The 20,690-nt window shown below is 31.4% G+C and carries 18 protein-coding genes and 2 other annotated features; all 18 genes read left to right on the top strand.

The window, feature by feature from the left end; translation table 11 throughout:
• The 18 genes from purE to tyrS all read left to right on the top strand — a co-directional run bounded on the left by purE (position 1) and on the right by tyrS (position 20,685).
• Entirely contained in the window at positions 1-489 is a 489-nt protein-coding gene (gene purE, locus Fi14EGH31_RS08445) for a 5-(carboxyamino)imidazole ribonucleotide mutase (RefSeq protein ID WP_022001457.1), read from the top strand.
• A 13-nt stretch (positions 490-502) separates the two neighbouring features.
• A complete protein-coding gene (gene purC, locus Fi14EGH31_RS08440) occupies positions 503-1,207 on the top strand; it encodes a phosphoribosylaminoimidazolesuccinocarboxamide synthase (RefSeq protein WP_022001458.1) in 705 nt (234 codons plus the stop codon).
• A 15-nt stretch (positions 1,208-1,222) separates the two neighbouring features.
• Positions 1,223-2,248 (top strand): phosphoribosylformylglycinamidine cyclo-ligase, encoded by a 1,026-nt coding sequence (gene purM / locus Fi14EGH31_RS08435; protein ID WP_117828561.1) that lies wholly within the window; start codon positions 1,223-1,225, stop codon positions 2,246-2,248.
• Positions 2,242-2,835 carry a phosphoribosylglycinamide formyltransferase gene (gene purN / locus Fi14EGH31_RS08430; RefSeq protein WP_117810805.1) on the top strand — a complete coding sequence of 198 codons (594 nt, stop codon included), beginning with the start codon at positions 2,242-2,244 and terminating at the stop codon, positions 2,833-2,835. Before purM ends, purN begins: the two co-directional genes overlap by 7 nt.
• Positions 2,836-4,359, top strand: a complete 1,524-nt coding sequence (purH, locus tag Fi14EGH31_RS08425) for a bifunctional phosphoribosylaminoimidazolecarboxamide formyltransferase/IMP cyclohydrolase (RefSeq protein WP_200764701.1) — start codon at positions 2,836-2,838, stop codon at positions 4,357-4,359.
• A gap of 9 nt (positions 4,360-4,368) precedes the next feature.
• On the top strand, positions 4,369-5,622 hold the full coding sequence (gene purD, locus Fi14EGH31_RS08420; RefSeq protein ID WP_107029483.1) for a phosphoribosylamine--glycine ligase: 1,254 nt from the start codon (positions 4,369-4,371) through the stop codon (positions 5,620-5,622).
• 11 nt (positions 5,623-5,633) lie between these two features.
• Positions 5,634-9,389 carry a phosphoribosylformylglycinamidine synthase gene (locus Fi14EGH31_RS08415; RefSeq protein WP_117792133.1) on the top strand — a complete coding sequence of 1,252 codons (3,756 nt, stop codon included), beginning with the start codon at positions 5,634-5,636 and terminating at the stop codon, positions 9,387-9,389.
• Position 9,390: 1 nt separating this feature from the next.
• Positions 9,391-10,770 carry an adenylosuccinate lyase gene (gene purB / locus Fi14EGH31_RS08410; protein ID WP_200764700.1) on the top strand — a complete coding sequence of 460 codons (1,380 nt, stop codon included), beginning with the start codon at positions 9,391-9,393 and terminating at the stop codon, positions 10,768-10,770.
• Positions 10,770-11,027 carry a hypothetical protein gene (locus Fi14EGH31_RS08405; RefSeq protein ID WP_117346856.1) on the top strand — a complete coding sequence of 86 codons (258 nt, stop codon included), beginning with the start codon at positions 10,770-10,772 and terminating at the stop codon, positions 11,025-11,027. The genes purB and Fi14EGH31_RS08405 overlap by 1 nt, the downstream gene beginning before the upstream one ends.
• Before the next feature lie 93 nt (positions 11,028-11,120).
• Positions 11,121-11,307: a binding site (T-box leader), on the top strand.
• A 33-nt stretch (positions 11,308-11,340) separates the two neighbouring features.
• Complete coding sequence (gene hisS / locus Fi14EGH31_RS08400) at positions 11,341-12,624, top strand: histidine--tRNA ligase (RefSeq protein ID WP_022001466.1); 1,284 nt, start codon at positions 11,341-11,343, stop codon at positions 12,622-12,624.
• Entirely contained in the window at positions 12,617-14,368 is a 1,752-nt protein-coding gene (aspS, locus tag Fi14EGH31_RS08395; RefSeq protein WP_200764699.1) for an aspartate--tRNA ligase, read from the top strand. Before hisS ends, aspS begins: the two co-directional genes overlap by 8 nt.
• On the top strand, positions 14,361-15,428 hold the full coding sequence (locus tag Fi14EGH31_RS08390; protein WP_022001468.1) for a M24 family metallopeptidase: 1,068 nt from the start codon (positions 14,361-14,363) through the stop codon (positions 15,426-15,428). The genes aspS and Fi14EGH31_RS08390 overlap by 8 nt, the downstream gene beginning before the upstream one ends.
• Positions 15,429-15,574: 146 nt before the next feature.
• Entirely contained in the window at positions 15,575-15,910 is a 336-nt protein-coding gene (locus tag Fi14EGH31_RS08385; RefSeq protein ID WP_022001469.1) for a type II toxin-antitoxin system PemK/MazF family toxin, read from the top strand.
• Between the two features lie 110 nt (positions 15,911-16,020).
• A complete protein-coding gene (locus Fi14EGH31_RS08380) occupies positions 16,021-17,331 on the top strand; it encodes a UDP-N-acetylmuramate--L-alanine ligase (protein WP_032090134.1) in 1,311 nt (436 codons plus the stop codon).
• 47 nt (positions 17,332-17,378) lie between these two features.
• Positions 17,379-17,666, top strand: a complete 288-nt coding sequence (locus Fi14EGH31_RS08375) for a DUF948 domain-containing protein (RefSeq protein ID WP_022001471.1) — start codon at positions 17,379-17,381, stop codon at positions 17,664-17,666.
• A 14-nt stretch (positions 17,667-17,680) separates the two neighbouring features.
• The gene (locus Fi14EGH31_RS08370; protein ID WP_022001472.1) at positions 17,681-18,157 is read left to right on the top strand and encodes a YtxH domain-containing protein; all 477 of its coding nucleotides are present in this window, start codon (positions 17,681-17,683) and stop codon (positions 18,155-18,157) included.
• Positions 18,157-19,161: a LacI family DNA-binding transcriptional regulator gene (locus Fi14EGH31_RS08365; RefSeq protein ID WP_022001473.1), complete on the top strand. Its 1,005-nt coding sequence runs from the start codon at positions 18,157-18,159 to the stop codon at positions 19,159-19,161. The genes Fi14EGH31_RS08370 and Fi14EGH31_RS08365 overlap by 1 nt, the downstream gene beginning before the upstream one ends.
• Positions 19,162-19,223: 62 nt before the next feature.
• Positions 19,224-19,421 (top strand) — a binding site (T-box leader).
• Positions 19,422-19,452: 31 nt separating this feature from the next.
• Positions 19,453-20,685, top strand: a complete 1,233-nt coding sequence (gene tyrS, locus Fi14EGH31_RS08360) for a tyrosine--tRNA ligase (RefSeq protein ID WP_022001474.1) — start codon at positions 19,453-19,455, stop codon at positions 20,683-20,685.
• The last annotated feature ends 5 nt before the right edge of the window (positions 20,686-20,690 follow it).

The following is a 20,690-nucleotide window of genomic DNA, read 5'->3' as shown; positions in this document are numbered from 1 at the left end:
ATGAAAGTTGCTATTATTATGGGTTCAACTTCTGATTTACCTAAAGTTGAACCAGCTATTTCAATTTTAAAAAATTATGGTGTTGAAGTGAATGTTCGTTGTTTATCTGCTCATAGAGCGCATTTAGGACTTTCTAGTTTCATTAAAGAAACAGAAACAGATGGAACAGAAGTTATTATTACAGCTGCAGGAATGGCAGCAGCCCTTCCAGGTGTGGTGGCTAGTCAAACAGTTTTACCAGTTATTGGTGTTCCAATTGCAGGAAGTAATTTAGACGGAATGGATGCTTTATTATCCATTGTTCAAATGCCTTCGGGTATTCCAGTAGCAACCGTTGCTATTAATGGAAGTAAAAATGCAGCTTATTTAGCACTTCAAATTATGGCTATTAAACATAGTGAAATCAAAGAAGGGCTACTTAAAGAAAGAAAACAAATGGAAGCTGACGCAATGAAAGCTAACGATGAAGTCATAGAAAAATACAAATAGGAGGAAAAGAAAAATGGCAGAATTATTGTATGAAGGAAAAGCAAAACAAGTTTACAAAACTGAAAAGGAAGATGAATATTTAATTCATTATAAAGATGATGCAACAGCAGGAAATGGTGTTAAACATGATAAGTTTGAAGGTAAAGGTGTTTTAAATAATACAATCTCTTGTATTATCTTTGATATGTTAGAAGAAGCTGGAATCAAAACACACATGATTAAAAAATTAAATGAAAGAGATATCTTAGTTAAAAAAGTAGATATCTTCCCATTAGAAGTTATTATTAGAAATATTACAACTGGATCTTTCTGTAAAAGATTAGGGGCGCCTGAAGGTGTTGTTTTAGATGAACCAATCTTTGAAATGAGTTATAAAAATGATGAATATGGTGATCCATTAATTAATGATGATCACGCTGTTGCTTTAAAACTTGCAACTAGAGAAGAATTAGCATACATCAAAGAAACAACATTAAAAATCAATGAATTATTAAAAGAATTCTTCTTATCAATGAATTTAAAACTTGTTGATTTTAAAATTGAATTTGGTAAAACAGCTGACGGTACTATTTTATTAGCTGATGAAATTTCACCAGATTCATGTCGTTTATGGGATGTTGATACAAACCAAAAATATGATAAAGATGTATTTAGACAAGATATTGGAGATTTAATTGAAACTTATAAAGCAGTTCTAGCAAGGATGCAAAATAAATAATTAAGGAGAATAAAAATGGATTACAAAAAAGCTGGAGTCGATATTGAAGCAGGTTATAAATCAGTAGAATTAATGAAAGAACATGTTAAAAAAACAATGCGTCCTGAAGTTTTAGGAGGACTTGGTGGTTTTGCTGGTGCTTTTGATTTAAGTGGTATTAAAAATATGGAAGAACCGGTTTTATTATCAGGAACAGATGGTTGTGGAACAAAAGTAAAACTTGCTTTTGTGATGGATAAACACGATACAATTGGTATTGATGCCGTTGCGATGTGTGTCAATGATATTGCTTGTTCTGGAGGAGAACCACTTTTCTTCTTAGATTATATTGCTTGTGGTAAAAACTATCCTGAAAAAATTGCTTCCATTGTAAGTGGTGTTGCAGAAGGGTGTTTACAATCTGAATGTGCTTTAGTTGGTGGTGAAACTGCTGAACATCCTGGTTTAATGCCTGAAGATGATTATGATTTAGCAGGATTTGCTGTGGGTGTTGTTGATAAAAAAGATATTATTGATGGTTCAACAATTAAAGCAGGAGATACACTTATTGGTATTGCTTCAAGTGGTGTTCATTCAAATGGTTTTTCACTTGTTAGAAAAGTGTTTGAAATGACAAAAGAATCATTAGATACATACTATGATGAATTAGGAAAAACTTTAGGAGAAGCTTTAATTGAACCAACACGTATTTATGTAAAAGCTTTAAAAAATGTAAAAAATGCGGGTGTTAGAATTAAAGGATGCTCTCATATTACAGGAGGAGGTTTCTTTGAAAATGTACCTAGAATGCTTCCTGAAAATGTAAGAGCAATCATTAAAAAAGAAAGTTATCCAGTACCAGCTTTATTTGATTTAATTCAAAAAAATGGAAATATTGAAGAACATATGATGTATAATACATTCAATATGGGTCTTGGTATGGTAATTGCAGTTAATCCAAAAGATGTTGATGCAACAATGAAAGCTATTGAAGATGCAGGAGACAAATGCTATGTTGTTGGAAATATCGTTGAAGGAGATAAGGGCGTGGATCTATGCTAAAATTTGCAGTCTTTGTCTCTGGCGGGGGAACAGATTTACAATCTATTATTGATGCTAAAAACGAAGGAAAGATCAATGGCGAAATCGCTCTTGTTCTTTCGAATCGTCAAAAGGCTTATGGTTTACAAAGAGCGAAAGATGCTGGTATTGAAACAGCAGTAGTAAAAAAAGATGATGCTTTGATTGTAAAGATGTTAAAAGAAAGAAATATTGATTTTATTGTATTGGCTGGTTATCTAGCAATTTTAACGGATGAGTTAATCGATGCATATCCAAATAAAATTATGAACATTCATCCTTCTCTTATTCCTTCTTTTTGTGGGCCGGGAATGTATGGAATGCATGTTCATGAAGCTGTATTACAACGTGGTGCAAAGGTTTCGGGGGCAACCGTGCACTTTGTTTCAAATATTGTCGATGGGGGACCGATTATTAAACAAGTTGCTTGTGATATATCGGATTTAGACACAGCTGAGGATATTCAAAAAAGGGTGTTAGAGATTGAACATAAATTACTACCAGAAGTTGTAGGGCTATATTGTGATAATAAGATAAAAATAATTGATGGAAAGGCAAAGGTAATTTAAATGAAAAGAGCTTTAATTTCAGTTACAAATAAAGATGGGGTTGTTGATTTTGCTAAAGGATTAGTAGAATTAGGTTTTGAAATTGTATCAACAGGAGGTACAATGAAAGTTTTACAAGAAAATGGGGTTTCTTGTATTGCAATTGATGATGTGACAGGATTTCCTGAAATGTTAGATGGACGTGTTAAAACACTTCATCCAATGGTTCATGGAGGACTTTTATATCGTCGTGATTTACCTAGTCATGTTGAAACAATTAAAAAACATGGTATTCATCCAATTGATTTAGTATGTGTCAACTTATATGAATTTGAAAAAGCTTTAAAAGCTGGTAAAGATTTACCAGATATGATTGAAAATATTGATATTGGTGGACCATCAATGATTCGTTCAGCTGCTAAAAACTTTAAAGATGTTTTAATTGTAACTGATCCAAAAGATTATAATAATGTACTTGAAGCTATTAAAAATGATACAACTGATTTTGATTTCAGAATGAATCTTGCTTATAAAGCATTCTCTATGACAGGTGCTTATGATTCAATGATTTCAAGATACTTTGCAGATCAAGTTGGAGATCAATTCCCAGATACATTAAATCTTTCATTAAAGAAAGTAGAACATTTACGTTATGGCGAAAACTCTCAACAAGCAGCAAATAAATATGAAGATAGTTATGTTCAAAAATCTTTATTAGATTATGAACAACTTCATGGTAAAGAAATTTCATTTAACAATGTAAACGATTTATATGGAGCAGTTGCACTTGTTAGAGAATTTGGTAATCAAATCGTTACAGCAGCCATCAAACATTCAACTCCTTGTGGTGTTGCTATTGGAAATACAGGTTATGATTCTTATATGAAGGCCTATGAAGCAGATCCTCAATCGATTTTTGGTGGAATCGTTGCTGTTAACTATAAAATTGATAAAGCAACAGCTGAACAAATGCATAAGATTTTCTTAGAAATCGTAGCTGCACCAGATTTTGATGATGATGCTTTAGAAATCTTAAAGAAAAAGAAAAACTTACGTATTTTAAAACTTAAAAATTTAGATGCACGTGGTGCTAAATATGATATTAAATATCTTGAAGGAAAAGTATTAGTTCAAGAATTAAATACAAAAATGATTGATGAAATGAAAGTTGTAACAAATGTTCAACCTACAAAAGAACAACTTACAGATATGGAATTTGGTATGAAAGTTGTTAAATATGTAAAATCAAATGCGATTTGTATTGTTAAAAATGGTGTAACACTTGCTATTGGTGGAGGACAAACATCAAGAGTATGGGCTTTAGAAAATGCTATTCATAATAATCCAGATAAAGATTTCAATGGTTCAGTACTTGCTTCAGATGCTTTCTTCCCATTCAATGACTGTGTTCAAGTGGCTGCAGATGCAGGTGTTCAAGCAATTATTCAACCAGGTGGTTCAATTAGAGATCAAGATTCAATTGATTTATGTAATGAAAAAAATATCCCTATGGTATTTAGCGGATATAGACACTTTAGACACTAGGAGGCTTATATGAAAGTTCTTGTAATCGGTAGTGGTGGTCGTGAACATGCGATTGCTTATAAATTAAAACAAAGTCCAAAAGTATCTGAACTTTATGCAATTCCAGGAAACCCTGGGATTGCAAGTTTAGGTACGTGTGTACCAGGTTCAGTAGAAGATAATGAATTTATTGTTGATTTTATTCAAAAGAATCAAATCGATTTAACAGTTATTGGTCCAGAAGTTCCTTTATGTAATGGTCTTGCTGATGATATTGAAAAAGCAGGTTATAAAGCTTTTGGCCCTCAAAAAAAAGCAGCAACTTTAGAAGGAAGCAAAGCTTTCTCTAAAGATTTTATGATTAGACATCATATTCCTACAGCAAAATATGTTGAGGTCACAGACTTTGAAAAAGCTTGTAAAGAAGTTGATCACTTTGATTTTCCGTTAGTAATCAAAGCAGATGGTTTAGCTGCTGGAAAAGGTGTTGTTATTGTTGAAAATAAAGAAGATGCCATTTCTACTTTAAAAGAAATGATGGTTGATGGTGCTTTAGATGGTGCCGGAAGTAAAGTTGTATTAGAAGAATTCTTAACAGGATTTGAATGTTCTTTACTTTGTTTTACAGACGGTAAAACAATTGTACCAATGGTTTCAGCAAAAGATCATAAACAAATCTTTGATGGAAATAAAGGACCTAATACAGGTGGTATGGGAACTGTTTCTCCAAATCCATTTTTACCAGAAGGTATGGATGAAGTCTTAAAAAAAGATATTCTTGACCCATTTATGCAAGGACTTAAAGAAGATCAAATGGACTATCGTGGAGTTGTTTTCATTGGTTTAATGATTGAAAATAATCAAGCAAAAGTTCTTGAATTTAATGTCCGTTTTGGTGATCCTGAAACACAATCAATCCTTCTTCGTTTAGAAAGTGATCTTTATGAAATCATGGATGCTTGTGCGACTTATACTTTAGATCAAGTAGATGTCAAATGGTCAGATGACCACGTGGCTTGTCTTGTACTTGCAAGTGGAGGTTATCCAGGTAAATATGAAAAAGGAATTGAAATTAAAAATATTGACAAAGTAAGTGATGATATTGTTGTTTTCCATGCGGGAACAGCTTTAAAAGATGGTAAACTTGTCACAAATGGTGGACGTGTTTTAAATGTGTGTGCAAGAGGAGCAAATTTACAAGAAGCACTTGCGAAAGTCTATGAAACTGCTACAATTATTACATTCGATGGTATGTACTATCGTCATGATATTGGACTTAGATAGGAGAGAACTCTATGACAAATGTAAGAAGAATTTATGTAGAAAAAAGAAAAGAATACGCAACAGAAGCGCATGAAATTCAAACCAACCTCGTTGAACAATTAGGTTTAACGATTCATTCACTTCGTATTGTTCATCGTTATGATGTACAAGGGATTAGTGAAGAAATCTTACAACAAGGAATTAATACAATTCTTGCTGAACCAATGGTGGATCATGTTTATGATGAAACATTTCCAATGAGTGAAAAAGAATCTGTTTTCGCAATTGAATTTTTACCAGGTCAATATGATCAACGTGCTGATTCATGCGAACAATGTTTCCAAATTCTAACAGGATCATCTTCAACAAAAGTAAGATGTGCCAAACTTATTGTAGTAGACATTGATAAAAATGAAGATGTTTTAAATCAAATCAAACATTATTTAATTAACCCAGTTGATCAAAGAATTGCTTCTTTAGAAAAACCAGAACATTTAAATGATGAAACACCTGATATTAAACCTGTGCCAACTTTAACTGGATTTAATGATTTAGATGAAGCAGGATTAAATCAATTCTTAAAAGATAATGGAATGGCTATGAATCTTGATGATTTAAAAGTAACTCAAGATTACTTTAAAAATGAAGAACATAGAGATCCTACTGAAACAGAAATCAAAGTGTTAGATACATATTGGTCTGATCATTGTCGTCATACAACATTTGCGACAGTTATTACAGATATCGATATTCAAAATGGTGCTTTTAAAGAAATCTTAGAAAAAGATATTGAAAGCTATAAAACAAGCAGACATGCCGTTTATGGAGTAAATACAACAAGACCTCTTACTTTAATGGATCTTGCAACTATTTCAATGAAAGAACTTCGTAAAAAAGGATATCTTGATGATATGGAAGTTTCTGAAGAAATTAATGCATGTTCTATTGAAATTACTGTTCATACAAATCAAGGAGATGAACAATGGTTATTAATGTTCAAAAATGAAACACATAACCACCCTACAGAAATTGAACCATTTGGGGGAGCTGCAACATGTTTGGGTGGAGCTATTCGTGACCCACTTTCAGGACGTGCTTATGTTTACCAATCAATGCGTATTACTGGAGCAGGTGATCCAAGAAAAACATTGGCAGAAACAACGCCAGGTAAATTACCACAAAGAAAAATTTGTCAAGAAGCTGCTCATGGTTTTTCAAGTTATGGTAATCAAATCGGGTTAACAACAGGTTATGTTCATGAAATTTACGATGAAGGTTATATCGCTAAACGTATGGAAGTAGGAGCTGTTGTGGCTGCTGCACCAAAAGAACAAGTAAAACGTTTAGAACCACAAAATGGACAAATCGTCTTATTAATTGGGGGACGCACAGGACGTGATGGGATTGGTGGTGCTACCGGTTCTTCAAAATCACATGACGTAAAATCTATTGAAACAGCAGGTGCTGAAGTTCAAAAAGGAAATCCTGTAGAAGAAAGAAAAATTCAAAGATTATTTAGAAATAAAGCAGTCTCAGAAAAAGTTGTTAGATGTAATGACTTTGGAGCTGGTGGGGTTTGTGTTGCCGTTGGTGAACTTGCTCCAGGGCTTGATATTGATTTAGATGCTGTTTTGAAAAAATATGATGGTTTAACAGGTACAGAACTTGCTATTAGTGAATCACAAGAACGTATGGCTATTGTTGTCAATGACTATGATGTTGATTTCATTAAAGAAGAATGTGCAAAAGAAAACTTAGAAGTTGTTCAAGTGGCAACTGTTACAGATACAAATCGTTTAGTAATGAAGCACATGGGTAAAGATATTGTTAATATTTCTCGTGATTTCTTAGATGCTGCAGGGGCAAAACGTTATCAAAATATTGAAGTTGAGTTACCAAACTTTGAAAGTACACCTTTTGATGAAGAAGAAAGAAATGATTTTGTTGGTACAACAAAAGAAGTATTATCAAGATTATCTGTTGCTTCACAAAAAGGTCTTGTTGAAAGATTTGACTCATCTATTGGAAATGGTACAGTTTTATCTCCTTATGGTGGACGTACATATCACACAGAAACAGAAGGTATGGCTGCTTTAATTCCTGTTTTAGGAAAAGAAACAACAACTGCTTCTTTAATGGCTTATGGGTATAATCCTAAGATTTCTAAATGGTCACCATATCATGGAGCGATGTATGCCGTTGTTGAAAGTGTTGCTAAGATCGTTGCCATGGGTGGAAACTATCATACAATTCGTTTTTCATTCCAAGAATATTTTGAAAAATTATTAGATGATCCAAAACGTTGGGGTAAACCATTAGCTGCTTTACTTGGAGCTAATCGTGTTCAACAAGAATTAAAACTTCCATCAATTGGTGGTAAAGATTCAATGTCAGGAACATTTGAAAATATTTCGGTTCCACCAACACTTGTTTCTTTTGCCATTACAGCAAGTGATGTTCATGATGTTATGACACCAGAAGCAAAAGAAGCGGGACATATTTTAGCAGAAGTTCAAATTAAAAAAGATCAATTTAAAGTCTTTGATTTTGATCATTTACAAAAACAATATAATGCTATTCAAGATTTAATGAAACAAAAGAAAATTTATTCTGCATATACAGTTAAAGATGGTGGTGTGATTGAAGCTGTTTGTAAAATGTCCTTTGGTAATGGTTTAGGAGCTGCTTTCAATACAGATTATTCACTTGCTTCTTATGTTGAAAAGAATTATGGAAATATTATTGTTGAAGTGAAATCAGAAAAAGATCTAGTAGGTTTAGATTATAGAGTAGTGGCTACTTTAAATGATAGTGAAAAATTCTCTTATGGAATGGATACAATTTCTATTCAAGAAGCTTATGCAATCAATAAAGTACCATTAGAAAGTGTTTATCCAACAAGAGAAAAAGCACCTACACAAGATATTAAAGTTGCGGAATGTAAAACAAGATCAACTTTAAAAGCAAAACAATATATTGAAACACCATTAGTTGTTATTCCAGTGTTCCCAGGAACAAACTGCGAATATGATTCAAAACGTGCTTTTGAAAAAGCAGGGGCTAAGGTTGAACTTGTCTTAATTAGAAATAAAACAGAAGAAATGTTAAAAACATCGATTGATGAATTGGAAAATGCCATCAAACGTGCTAATATTGTGATGCTACCAGGAGGATTCTCTGCTGGTGATGAACCTGAAGGTTCAGGTAAATTTATTGCAACAGTTTTAAGAAATCCAAGATTAAAAGCAGCAATTAGTGATTTATTAGATAATAGAGATGGTTTAATGATTGGTATTTGTAATGGATTCCAAGCACTTATTAAATTAGGATTACTTCCATATGGTGAAATTAGAGATATGTCTGAAAATGACGCTACTCTTACATTCAATACGATTGGTCGTCACTTATCTCAATTTGTAGATACACGTATTGGTTCTGTTAAATCACCATGGCTTGCTAATGTTAATGTGGGAGATGTTCATGTTATTCCTATTTCTCATGGAGAAGGACGTTTTGTTGCTCCTAAAGAAGTTATTGATGAACTATTCGCTAATGGACAAGTATTCTCTCAATATGTTGATCCTAATCGTAAAGTTACAATGCAAACACCATACAATCCAAATGGTTCAATGTATGCTATTGAAGGTATTGTTTCTCGTGATGGTCGTGTTCTTGGTAAGATGGGACATAGTGAACGTCAAGGCGAAAACCGTTTTAAAAATGTTTATGGTGAAATGGATCAAAAATTATTTGAAGCTGGTGTAAATTATTTTAGAGGTGGTAAATAGAATGGATAAACAACAATTTGAATGTTTTACATTAAGTCCTTTAGATGGACGTTATGCAGGTATTAAAGATGCTTTAGGTGAATATTTTTCTGAATATGCTTTAGTGAAATATCGTGTTTTTGTTGAAATTCAATGGTTAAAATTCTTAATTGAAAATGTAGAAAGTGATGTTCTTTCTACATTTGACAAAGATAACTTAGGACAAATCGAAGCTATTTCAAAAGATTTCAATTATGATTCTTTTAAAGCAATCAAAGATATTGAAGCTGTTACAAGGCATGATGTTAAAGCAGTAGAATATTTCATTGGAAATCAATTAAAAGATATGGGTTATGATTATTTAATCAGTTTTGTTCATATTGGATGTACTTCAGAAGATATTAATAATACATCTTATGCTTGTATGATCAAACATGGTTTAAATGATGTTTGGTTAAAGAAAGCAAAAGAATTTACTGCTGTTATTAATAAATGGGCAGTTGAACATAAAAATGATGCGATGTTAGCTCATACTCATGGTCAACCTGCTACACCAACTACAATTGGTAAGGAATTTAAAGTTTATGCTTATCGTTTTACTTCAAGCATTGAAAATATTGAAAATATTAAAATTAAAGCTAAATTTAATGGAGCAACAGGTAACTATAGTGCTATTTTAACAGCATTTCCTCAATTAGATTGGCAAACTCTTAATAAAAAATTTGTAGAAGAATATTTAGGGTTAACTTACAATCCTTTAACAACACAAATTGAAAGCCATGATTATACATGTCATATTTTAGATGGTATTCGTCATTTCAATAATGTGTTAGTGGATTTTGATGTTGATATGTGGTTATACATTTCAATGGAATATTTCAAACAAATTCCTGTAAAAGGAGAAGTAGGAAGTAGTACAATGCCTCATAAAGTCAATCCAATTCGTTTTGAAAACTCAGAAGCAAATGTAGATATGTCTAATAATATTTGTGTTGGTTTATCAAACAAATTACCTAGATCACGTATGCAAAGAGATTTATCAGATAGTTCAAGTCAAAGAAATATCGGTTTAGCTTTTGGTTATTCTTTACAAGCAATTAGTGAAACAACAAATGGTTTAGCTAAATGTGTTGTTAATAAAGATAAACTTGCAGCTGACTTAAATGAAAAATGGGAAGTTCTTGCTGAGCCAATTCAAACAATGCTTAGAAAATATGGTATTTCTGATGCCTATGATCAATTAAAAGAACTTACAAGAGGTAAAAATATTTCACAAGAAGCAATTATGGAATTTGCGAAAGGATTAGATGTTTTATCAGATGAAGATCGTCAAACTTTATTAGATATGACACCTGCAAGTTATATTGGATATGCTTCTAACTTATGTGATATTGATTTATAATGATTGATCGTCGTGCAATAAATATTTTATATAATGATCAAGTTGGCAAAAAGCTGGTAGAAGATTTCTATCAGCTTCTTGTTGTTTATAGTCAAAATAAAAAAACAAAACCTGTTGAAAGTTGTCTTTTAAAATTGAATGATATTGCTAGAAAGAAGAAAACACGTCTTGTTTATTATGATAACCATAGTTTAAAAGAAGATCTGTCACAATTTATTGTAGAAGAGTATCGTCTTTCAAAAATGGAACAAAAATGAGACAAATTTGAGACATAAATGATTAAAAAACGTGGTATACTATAGATGCTAGAAATAGGAATTGATTTTTTAGTCATTATTTTATATAATCTTTGTAATCCATTGAGCAAGATTAAATAGTGGAAATAGTTAGAGAGAAGATGGCTGGTGAAAATCTTTGTATGGAAGCTATGGGACACTTGTGAGGAATTACTTGAAAAGAGTAATCGTTAATCGCGTTAAGATGAAAGTGCGTATGAAAATACGAATTAAGGTGGTACCGCGTTGAAACGTCCTTAGAGGGGCGTTTTTATATTTTTAAGGAGGAAAAATAATGGGATATAGTGCACCAAGAGGTACGGTAGATATTTTACCTGGACAAAGTGAAAAATGGATTAAATTAGAACAATTGTTAAGAACAATTGCTGCTAATTATAATGTTAAAGAAATGAGAACACCAATTTTTGAACATGCTGAATTATTTAACAGAGCTGTGGGGGATACAAGTGATGTCGTTTCTAAAGAAATGTATACTTTCCAAGATAAAAAAGGAAGATATATTTCCCTTAGACCAGAAGGAACTTCTGGTATTGCAAGAGCTTATGTAGAAAATAAAATGTATGGTTTACCAGAAAAACTACAAAAAGTTTATTATATGGGACCAATGTTTAGATATGAAAGACCTCAAAATGGTCGACAAAGACAATTCCACCAATTTGGGGTAGAAATGTTAGGTGTTGAATCACCTTATGTAGATGTTGAATGTATGCTTATGGCAGTGACTGTTGTTGAAGCATTAGGACTTCAAAATGTCACACTTCATATCAACTCTTTAGGTGATAATGAATCAAGAGATGCTTATCGTGAAGCTTTAAAAGATCATTTTAGGGATCATTTAGATGAATTATGTGGAGATTGTAAAGCACGTTTTGAAAAGAATCCTTTACGTATTTTAGATTGCAAAGTGGATGCGAAACATCCAGCTATGAAAACAGCACCGAAAACAATTGATTATTTAAGCGAAAGTGCTAAAAATCATTTTGATAAAGTATGTACTTTATTAGATGATTTAGAAATTGATTATGTCATCGATACAAACTTAGTAAGAGGATTAGATTATTATTCTCATACTGTTTTTGAAATTATTTCTGATGATCCAAAATTAGGTGCGGGAGCTACTGTTGGTGGTGGCGGACGCTACAATGGTTTAATTGAAGAAATTGGTGGACCAGCAACACCAGGTGTTGGTTTTGCCTTTGGTATGGAAAGACTTCTTCTTGCTTTAGATGATGAAGAAGATGAAGACGAAGATGGTTTAGATTGTTATATTATGCCTTTAGGCGAAGAAGCAAAAGATCTTGCTATGCAAATTATTGCGATGTTAAGAGCAAATGGCTTTACATGTGAAATGGATCATGTATCTCGTGGTTTAAAAGGACAATTTAAATCAGCAGATCGTTTTAATGCACATTTTTCTATTATTTTAGGGGAAGAAGAAGTAAAAAATGAAGTGGTTAATATTAAATGTAATCATGATAAAGAACAAGAAGTTGTGCCATTAGAAAATATTTTGGCACATATTGAAAATCATTTAAGTGGGGGACATGAACATGAATAGAACACATAATAACGGTGAACTTCGTTTAGAAAATGTTGGACAAACAGTTGAACTAAAAGGATGGGTTTCTAAAAAGAGAAATTTAGGAGCTCTTGTATTTATTGATTTAAGAGACCGTTATGGAATTACACAAATTATTATCAATGAAGAAATGGAAAACATTTCAAAAGATATTAAAAATGAATATATTTTATATGTTAAAGGAACTGTTGTAGAACGTTCTAGCAAAAATCCAAATATGCCTACAGGGGATATTGAAGTCGATGCATCAGAAATCAAAATCATCAATACAGCCAATACGACACCAATTATTGTTGCAGATGATACAGATGCTTTAGAAGAAACAAGAATGCAATATCGTTATCTTGATTTAAGAAGACCTGTTATGCAAAATAAAATTCTAACAAGACATAAAATTACAAGAAGTATTAGAGAATACTTAGATAGTCATGATTTTGTGGATATTGAAACACCTTATTTAAACAGATCAACTCCTGAAGGAGCAAGAGATTTCTTAGTACCTTCACGTGTACATCATGGTGATTTCTATGCTTTACCACAATCGCCTCAATTATTTAAACAATTATTAATGGTTGCTGGTTTTGAAAAATATTACCAAATTGCTCGTTGTTTCAGAGATGAAGATTTAAGAGCGGATCGTCAACCAGAATTTACTCAAGTCGATGTTGAAATGTCATTTATGACAACAGATGAAATCATCGAAGTTGGTGAAAATATGGTAGCTAAAGTCATTAAAGATGTAAAAGGTGTTGATGTTAAGTTACCACTTCCACGTATGACTTGGCATGAAGCGATGGAAACTTATGGTATTGATAAACCAGATATCCGTTTTGATATGAAACTTGTTAATTTAAATGAAGTTGTTAAAGATGTTGATTTTATGGTATTTAAATCAGCTTTAGAAAATAATGGATATGTTAAAGGTATCAATGTTAAAAATCATGCAAGTGATTATTCAAGAAAGAAAATTGATCAATTAACTGAACTTGCAAAAACTTATAAAGCAAAAGGTCTTGCTTGGTTAAAAGTAAATAATGGTGTAGGTGAAGGACCAATTGCTAAATTCTTTAGCGAAGAACAAATGCAAAGATTAATTGAAGCAATGAATGGTGAAGATAACGACTTATTATTATTTGTATCGGATACAAAATATATGGTTGTTTGTGATGCTTTAGCTGCTTTACGTAATCATTTAGGAAAAGAATTGAATTTATATGATTCAAAAGAATTAGGATTATTATGGGTTGTTGATTTTCCAATGTTTGAATATGATGATGAAACTCAAAGATATTATGCAATGCATCACCCATTTACAAGACCTAAAGAATCAGATTTAGATAAAATAGATACAGATCCAGCAAATTGTCTTGCTGATGCCTATGATATTGTCTTAAATGGTTTTGAGCTTGGTGGAGGTTCTCAACGTATTTACGAACAAGACTTACAACAAAGAGCTTTCAAAGCTTTAAGTTTAACAGATGAACAAGTAAGAAATAAATTTGGTTGGTTTGTTGATGCATTAAAATATGGGACACCACCACATGGAGGATTTGCTTTAGGATTAGATCGTCTTGCCATGTTACTTACTGAAAGTGATTCTATTAGAGACGTTATTGCTTTCCCTAAAAATGCCAGTGCAACATGTCCAATGTCTAAAGCACCAAACAGTGTAGAAGAAGATCAATTAAAAGAATTAGGTATTGGAGTTTTAAAAGATGAATAACGATCGTATACAAGAAATACTTGATTTAATGGAAGAAGCAAGATTGGATTACTTTTTAATAAGTGATCCTCAATCAATTGCTTATTGTACAGGATACTATAATGATCCGCATGAAAGAATGTTTGTTTTTATGATTTCAAAACATGGGAATCATACCTTGTTCATGAATGATTTATTCTATTTAGAGCATGATTTAGATGTTAACATTGTTTGGCATAAAGATGGACAAGATGCTATTCAAACAATTGTTGATGAAATGCATTTTCCAGGAAGAATTGGAATTGATAAAAATTGGGCCTCACATTTCTTGTTAGATCTTATGAAAAAACTCCCAGATGCAAAATATATCAATGCTTCACCATGTGTTGATCTCGTTCGCATGAAAAAAGATTTACAAGAACAAGTTTTAATGATTGAATCAAGTAAAATCAATGATGCTGTTATGGAAGAAATCATTCCATTCATTCAAGAAGGTGTGACAGAAAAACAACTTGCTAAAAAATTAGATGAATTATTTTTCAATCATCATTCTACTTGTTATGGTGCGATTGTTGCATTTGGTAAAAACGCTGCTGATCCACATCATGAAAATGATGATACACCACTTAGAAAAGGTGATTGTGTACTGATTGACATGGGATGTGTTTATAAAGGGTATTGTTCTGATATGACACGTACATTCTTTTATGAAGGTATTTTGGAAGAAGAAATTAAAGTTTATGAAATTGTAAAAAAAGCAAATGAAGCTGCAGAAGCAATGATCAAACCAGGAGTTAAATTATCAGATATTGATAAGTGTGCAAGAAAAGTCATCAGTGATGAAGGCTATGGAAAATATTTTACACATCGTTTAGGACATTTTATTGGTCGAGATGTTCATGAATATGGAGATGTCTCTTCGGTAAATGAAATGGAAGTTGAGGAAGGAATGATTTTTTCAATTGAACCAGGTATTTATTTAGAAGGAAATTTCGGAGTACGTGTAGAAGATCTAGTTATGGTGACAAAAGATAGATGTCAGGTTTTAAATTCATTTACAAAAGATATTTATATTATTTAAAAACGAGCTTGTGCTCGTTTTTTTGTATAAAAAAGAAAAAAATGAGTAAACTTTTAAAGTGAAAAAATATTTTTAAAACCTCTTTAAATAGACAAATTTTGTCAACAAGAAATTATATAATAATATCAAAAGAAAGGATGAATTATATGGAAGTAAAAAGAGGAGATTTGTTTTATGCTGATTTGAGTGTAGGTGTAGGAAGTGAACAATCTGGAATTCGACCTGTTGTTGTTATTCAAAATGATAGTGGGAATCGATTTAGTACAACTATTATTATTTCACCTTTGACATCATCTAAAAAGAAAAATATTCCTACCCATACATTTATTAAATCAAGAGATGATTTAAAAGAAAATTCAATTGCTTTGCTTGAACAAATGAGGACCATTGATAAATCACGGTTGATTAGAAAAATAGGGGAATTAACGCCATTAGAAATGGAACGTATTAATAAATGTATTCGTATTAGTTTAGGGGTTTAAACTTACATAGAATGTTTCAAAACGGGCTTTGCTCGTTTTTTTTAAAAAATATACTCTTAACAAAGAAAAAGAAATCAATTTGTGATAGAATAGTTAACGAGGTGACAAGTATGTATTATTTTATAGGAATTAAAGGGTCAGGAATGGCTCCACTAGCAACAATTTTATATGAATTAGGGAACGAAGTTGCTGGAAGTGATATTGATAAATATATATTTATTGAAGATGAATTGAGAAAAAGAAATATTCCAATTTATTCATTCAATAAAGATAATATAAAGGATGGTTATCACGTAATTATTGGTAATGCTTTTGATGAATCCAATGAAGAAGTCAAAGCAGCTTTAGAAAACCCAAATGTAAAGTGTACAAGATATTATGATTTCTTAGCTGATTTTATGGAACATTATGTTTCTATTGCTGTTGCAGGAACACATGGAAAAACAACAACAACAGGTATGGCTTACCATTTATTTGAAGATTTTGATAAAACATCTGTTTTAATTGGTGATGGAACTGGACATGGACAAGTAGGAAGTAAATATTTTATTTCAGAAACATGTGAATTCCAAGATCATTTCTTACATTATCATCCAGATTATGCCATTATTAATAACATTGAATTAGACCATGTTGATTATTTTGGAAATCTTGAAAGATATATTCAATCTTTTGAACAATTTGCTAAACAAGTTAAGAAAACAGTTATTGTTTGGGGAGATGACCCTAACATTAAGAAAATTCATTTTGAAAAACATGTTTTAAGATTTGGTTTAGGTGAAAATAATGATGTTCGCGCTGTTAATGTTTTAGAAACGCCACAAGGATTATCATTTGATGTTTATATTCATCAAGAATTATTTGGACATTTTAACATACCATTATTTGGAATGCATATGTTATATAATTCATTAGCTATTATTACTCTTGGTTATTTAGAAGATATGTCTTATGACTATATTTTAAGTAAACTTCAAACATTCAAAGGAACAAAACGTCGTTATACTGTAAAAACTCAAGGAAACAATGTTTTTGTTGACGATTATGCACATCATCCAACTGCAATCAGATATGTTATTGAAGCAACAAGAGTGAGATACCCTGGTAAGAAAATCGTTGCCATTTTCCAACCAGATCGTTTTTCAAGGGGAGCGCGTTTTGCTAAAGAATTTGCTCAAGAAATGGATAAAGCGGATTACCCATATTTCTGTCCATTCCCAGAAAATGCAAAACATGAAGACGGTATTGATATTGATATCTATGATATTTCAAAAAATAGTGCACGTGCTAAAGTCATTACTGAAGATGAAGCAGGTGTTAAAGAATTAATGCAATATGATAACTGTGTATTCTTATTTATGAGTAGTAAAGATATTTATAAATTTGAAGAAATGTTGATTGAAGCCAAAAAATCTATATAAAAAGAGTAAATTATGGTACAATTATTAATGAAAGTAGAGGGATGTTTATGACAACAATGGACATTTGTTACTGTGTTTTAATTTTAGCAGGTGCATTTTGTTTAGTTGCTTTGGGGGTGTTGTTTATTCGTACATCAACAGCGATTAAACAAACAGGGGATACTGTTGAAATGGCACAAGATACATTGAAAAGAGTTGATAAAGTCTTAGATGATGTCAATTACAAATTAGACTTATTAAATGCGCCTGTAGAAACAGTTGCAAAGTTCTTTGATCCTCAAAGACCAAAGTTTAATCCATTGAAAATGATGATGAGCTTTATTAAGAAAAAATAGAAAGGTGAGATAATATGAAATTAGGAAGATTTTTAACAACTTTAGGAATTGGTGCTCTTGTTGGGATGTTATTGGCACCAAAAAAAGGAAGCGAGTTAAGAGAAGAATTAAAAGGTAAAGGAAAAGAAACTCTTGATAGTGCTAAAGAAATGACAGTTGAAGACTATCAAAAATTAATTAGTGAAACAATTGATAGTATTAAAAAAACAGTTGATGAATTTGATGTTGATGACTTTAAAGATAGTTCTTTAGCGAAATTAAATGAATTAAAAGATAAATTTGATGATGTTGTAACAAAATTACAAGATAGCGACCAATATTCTAAGTTAAAAGATCAAGTTGATAATGTTATTGTCCAAGTGAATGATAAAATTAATGAAGTTAAAGAAAAAATGAGCGAACAAGAATTTGATGATTTTTCTGATTTAGAAGATGAAATTAATGACATTGAAGATGATTTAAATGTCATTATCGATGATTTAAAAGACTAATGAAAAAAGCAACGATTTATGATGTTGCAAGAGAAGCAGGTGTTTCTCTTGCAACTGTATCTCGTGTTATTAATGGATCATCAGTTGTTCGTGAAAAAACTAAAGAAAAGGTAATGAAGGTTATTGATGAACTAAACTTCAAACCTAATCAAATTGCTCGAGGTCTTGCGACAAACAAAACTACAACTATTGCAATTATCTTCCCACAATCATTATTTGCTCATGTAAAAGATATGATTGGTGGTATTGGTGATGCTGGTAGAACATTGGATTACAATATTACGATTTATACAACAGATGATATTGGAAATGGTCCAATGGACGACGTTATGGAAAAAGTCATTCGCACAAGAGCCGATGGAGTTATATTATTTAATAACGATAATATTGATCAACAAATTGAACTTGTTAAAAAACATAGTATTCCAGCAGTTGTTATTGGAATGCAAGTAAGTGATGAATCGATAGGTTCTGTTTATGTTGATGCACAAAAGATTACATATGATATTGTTAATAATTATTTAGAAAAAGGTAAAAATAATATTATTTTTGTAAGTCCTCAACAAAATCTTATTCGTACAGTTGATTTGATTGAAGGAATGAAAAAAGCTTATCAAGATCATCAATTACCATTTGATGAGTCAACACAGGTTATTAATACTTCTACTCACTATGAAGAAAGCTATACACAATTTGTTGAACATTTTAGAAATCATAAACATGATTTAGTTTTTGCAAGTTATGATAAAGAAGGGGTTGCAGTTGTTAATGCAGCAATCGATAATAACATAAACATTCCAGATGATATGGAAGTTATGGCTATGATGGATACAAGCTACTCACTTATTTGTAGACCATCACTATCAACGATTCATCTTCCAATTTATGATATGGGTGCGTTGGCTGTACGTTTACTTACTAAAATTTTAAATCAAGAAGAATTAGAAACAAAAGAAGTGTGCGTAGGCTATACAAATATTTATCGTAAATCAACTATTCAATAAACCACGAAAGTGGTTTATTTTTATATTCACTTGACTTTGAATATGAAATTTAATATGATGTATTTACAGCAATGAAGGAGATAAGTAATATTATTTAATTGTTATAGAGAGCTTGTGGTTGGTGGAAACAAGCCAAGAGATAATATGAATACACTCTGGAGCTTCTAAGTGCAAAGCTTAGACGGTGCAAGCCGTTATCTACTTGAGTGTATGTCTTTGACATGAATTTAGGATGGTACCGCGATCAACTCGTTCCTATGGGAATGAGTTTTTTATTTTAAGGAGGAAATTATGAAGATTTATGATGAATTAGTTTGGAGAGGATTAATTAAAGATGTCAGTTCTCCAGAAATTGAAGAAAAATTAAATAATGGAGGATTAACTTTCTATATTGGAACTGATCCAACAGGAGATAGTTTGCACATTGGGCATTTTTCATCATTTTTAATTAGTAAAAGATTAAAAGATGCCGGGCATAATCCAATTTTATTAGTTGGAGGAGCAACAGGATTAATTGGTGATCCTAAACCTGATACAGAAAGACCAATGATTACAAAGGAACAAGTTCAACATAACTTTGACTGTTTAAAAGCACAAGCTCAAAAGATTTTTGGTTTTGAAGTGGTTAATAACTATGATTGGTCAAAAGATTTAAACTTTATTGACTTTTTAAGAGATTATGGTAAATATTTCAATGTCAATTATATGTTGAATAAAGACATTGTAAAAAGAAGATTAGATTTAGGTATTACTTATACTGAATTTTCTTATATGATCATGCAAGCAATGGATTTCTACTGGTTACATGAAAATAAAAATTGTCAATTACAAGTTGCTGGGCAAGACCAATGGGGAAATATTACTGCTGGTATTGAATTAATTAGAAAGAAAACTGGAAAAGAAGCCTATGGTTTTACAATGCCACTTTTAACTAAAAGTGATGGAACAAAATTTGGTAAAACAAATGGTAAAGCGATTTGGTTAGATCGAGAAAAAACTTCTCCTTATGAAATGTATCAATTCTTTATTAATTCAGAAGATGATAAAGTTATTGATTACTTAAAATTCTTAACTTTCTTAACACCAGAAGAAATTATGGAATTAGAAGAAAAAAATAAAACACAACCTCATTTAAGAGAAGCACATAAAGCTTTAGCTAGAGAAGTTATTACATTCTTACATGGTAAAGAAGCTTATGAAGAAGCAGTTCAAGTTTCACAAACATTATTCTCTGGTCAAATTCAAAATTTAACTTTAGAACAAGTTGATGTTGCTTTTGAAGGTGTACCAACAGTTGAAACTGAAGAAAATGAAATGAATATTTTAGACGTTTTAATTTTAGTTGGAGCTGCTAAAAGTAAAAGAGAAGCGAGAGAATTTGTTAATGGGGGATCTGTTTTAATCAATGGTGAACGTATTAAAGATTTAGAATTTACTGTTAAAAAAGAAGATGCTTTTGGACAAAGCAAAACAGTTATTCGTCGAGGAAAGAAAAATTATTTTGTATTAAAATATAATGGATAAAAGCT

This window comes from Faecalibacillus intestinalis, from assembly GCF_015097455.1.
GTDB lineage: Bacteria > Bacillota_I > Bacilli_A > Erysipelotrichales > Coprobacillaceae > Faecalibacillus > Faecalibacillus intestinalis.
The sequence above is the reverse complement of the archived record's forward strand: the minus strand, read 5'-3'. Positions and strand labels throughout refer to the sequence as shown.

What these genes read in the sequence shown, in the direction of transcription:
- Fi14EGH31_RS08385 (WP_022001469.1), top strand. Translation starts at nt 15,575, where the DNA reads ATGGAAGTAAAAAGAGGAGATTTGTTTTATGCTGATTTGAGTGTAGGT.
- purD (WP_107029483.1), top strand. Translation starts at nt 4,369, where the DNA reads ATGAAAGTTCTTGTAATCGGTAGTGGTGGTCGTGAACATGCGATTGCT.
- purC (WP_022001458.1), top strand. Translation starts at nt 503, where the DNA reads ATGGCAGAATTATTGTATGAAGGAAAAGCAAAACAAGTTTACAAAACT.
- hisS (WP_022001466.1), top strand. Translation starts at nt 11,341, where the DNA reads ATGGGATATAGTGCACCAAGAGGTACGGTAGATATTTTACCTGGACAA.
- Fi14EGH31_RS08365 (WP_022001473.1), top strand. Translation starts at nt 18,157, where the DNA reads ATGAAAAAAGCAACGATTTATGATGTTGCAAGAGAAGCAGGTGTTTCT.
- Fi14EGH31_RS08390 (WP_022001468.1), top strand. Translation starts at nt 14,361, where the DNA reads ATGAATAACGATCGTATACAAGAAATACTTGATTTAATGGAAGAAGCA.
- Fi14EGH31_RS08375 (WP_022001471.1), top strand. Translation starts at nt 17,379, where the DNA reads ATGACAACAATGGACATTTGTTACTGTGTTTTAATTTTAGCAGGTGCA.
- Fi14EGH31_RS08415 (WP_117792133.1), top strand. Translation starts at nt 5,634, where the DNA reads ATGACAAATGTAAGAAGAATTTATGTAGAAAAAAGAAAAGAATACGCA.
- tyrS (WP_022001474.1), top strand. Translation starts at nt 19,453, where the DNA reads ATGAAGATTTATGATGAATTAGTTTGGAGAGGATTAATTAAAGATGTC.
- Fi14EGH31_RS08405 (WP_117346856.1), top strand. Translation starts at nt 10,770, where the DNA reads ATGATTGATCGTCGTGCAATAAATATTTTATATAATGATCAAGTTGGC.
- aspS (WP_200764699.1), top strand. Translation starts at nt 12,617, where the DNA reads ATGAATAGAACACATAATAACGGTGAACTTCGTTTAGAAAATGTTGGA.
- Fi14EGH31_RS08380 (WP_032090134.1), top strand. Translation starts at nt 16,021, where the DNA reads ATGTATTATTTTATAGGAATTAAAGGGTCAGGAATGGCTCCACTAGCA.
- purH (WP_200764701.1), top strand. Translation starts at nt 2,836, where the DNA reads ATGAAAAGAGCTTTAATTTCAGTTACAAATAAAGATGGGGTTGTTGAT.
- purN (WP_117810805.1), top strand. Translation starts at nt 2,242, where the DNA reads ATGCTAAAATTTGCAGTCTTTGTCTCTGGCGGGGGAACAGATTTACAA.
- purE (WP_022001457.1), top strand. Translation starts at nt 1, where the DNA reads ATGAAAGTTGCTATTATTATGGGTTCAACTTCTGATTTACCTAAAGTT.
- purB (WP_200764700.1), top strand. Translation starts at nt 9,391, where the DNA reads ATGGATAAACAACAATTTGAATGTTTTACATTAAGTCCTTTAGATGGA.
- purM (WP_117828561.1), top strand. Translation starts at nt 1,223, where the DNA reads ATGGATTACAAAAAAGCTGGAGTCGATATTGAAGCAGGTTATAAATCA.
- Fi14EGH31_RS08370 (WP_022001472.1), top strand. Translation starts at nt 17,681, where the DNA reads ATGAAATTAGGAAGATTTTTAACAACTTTAGGAATTGGTGCTCTTGTT.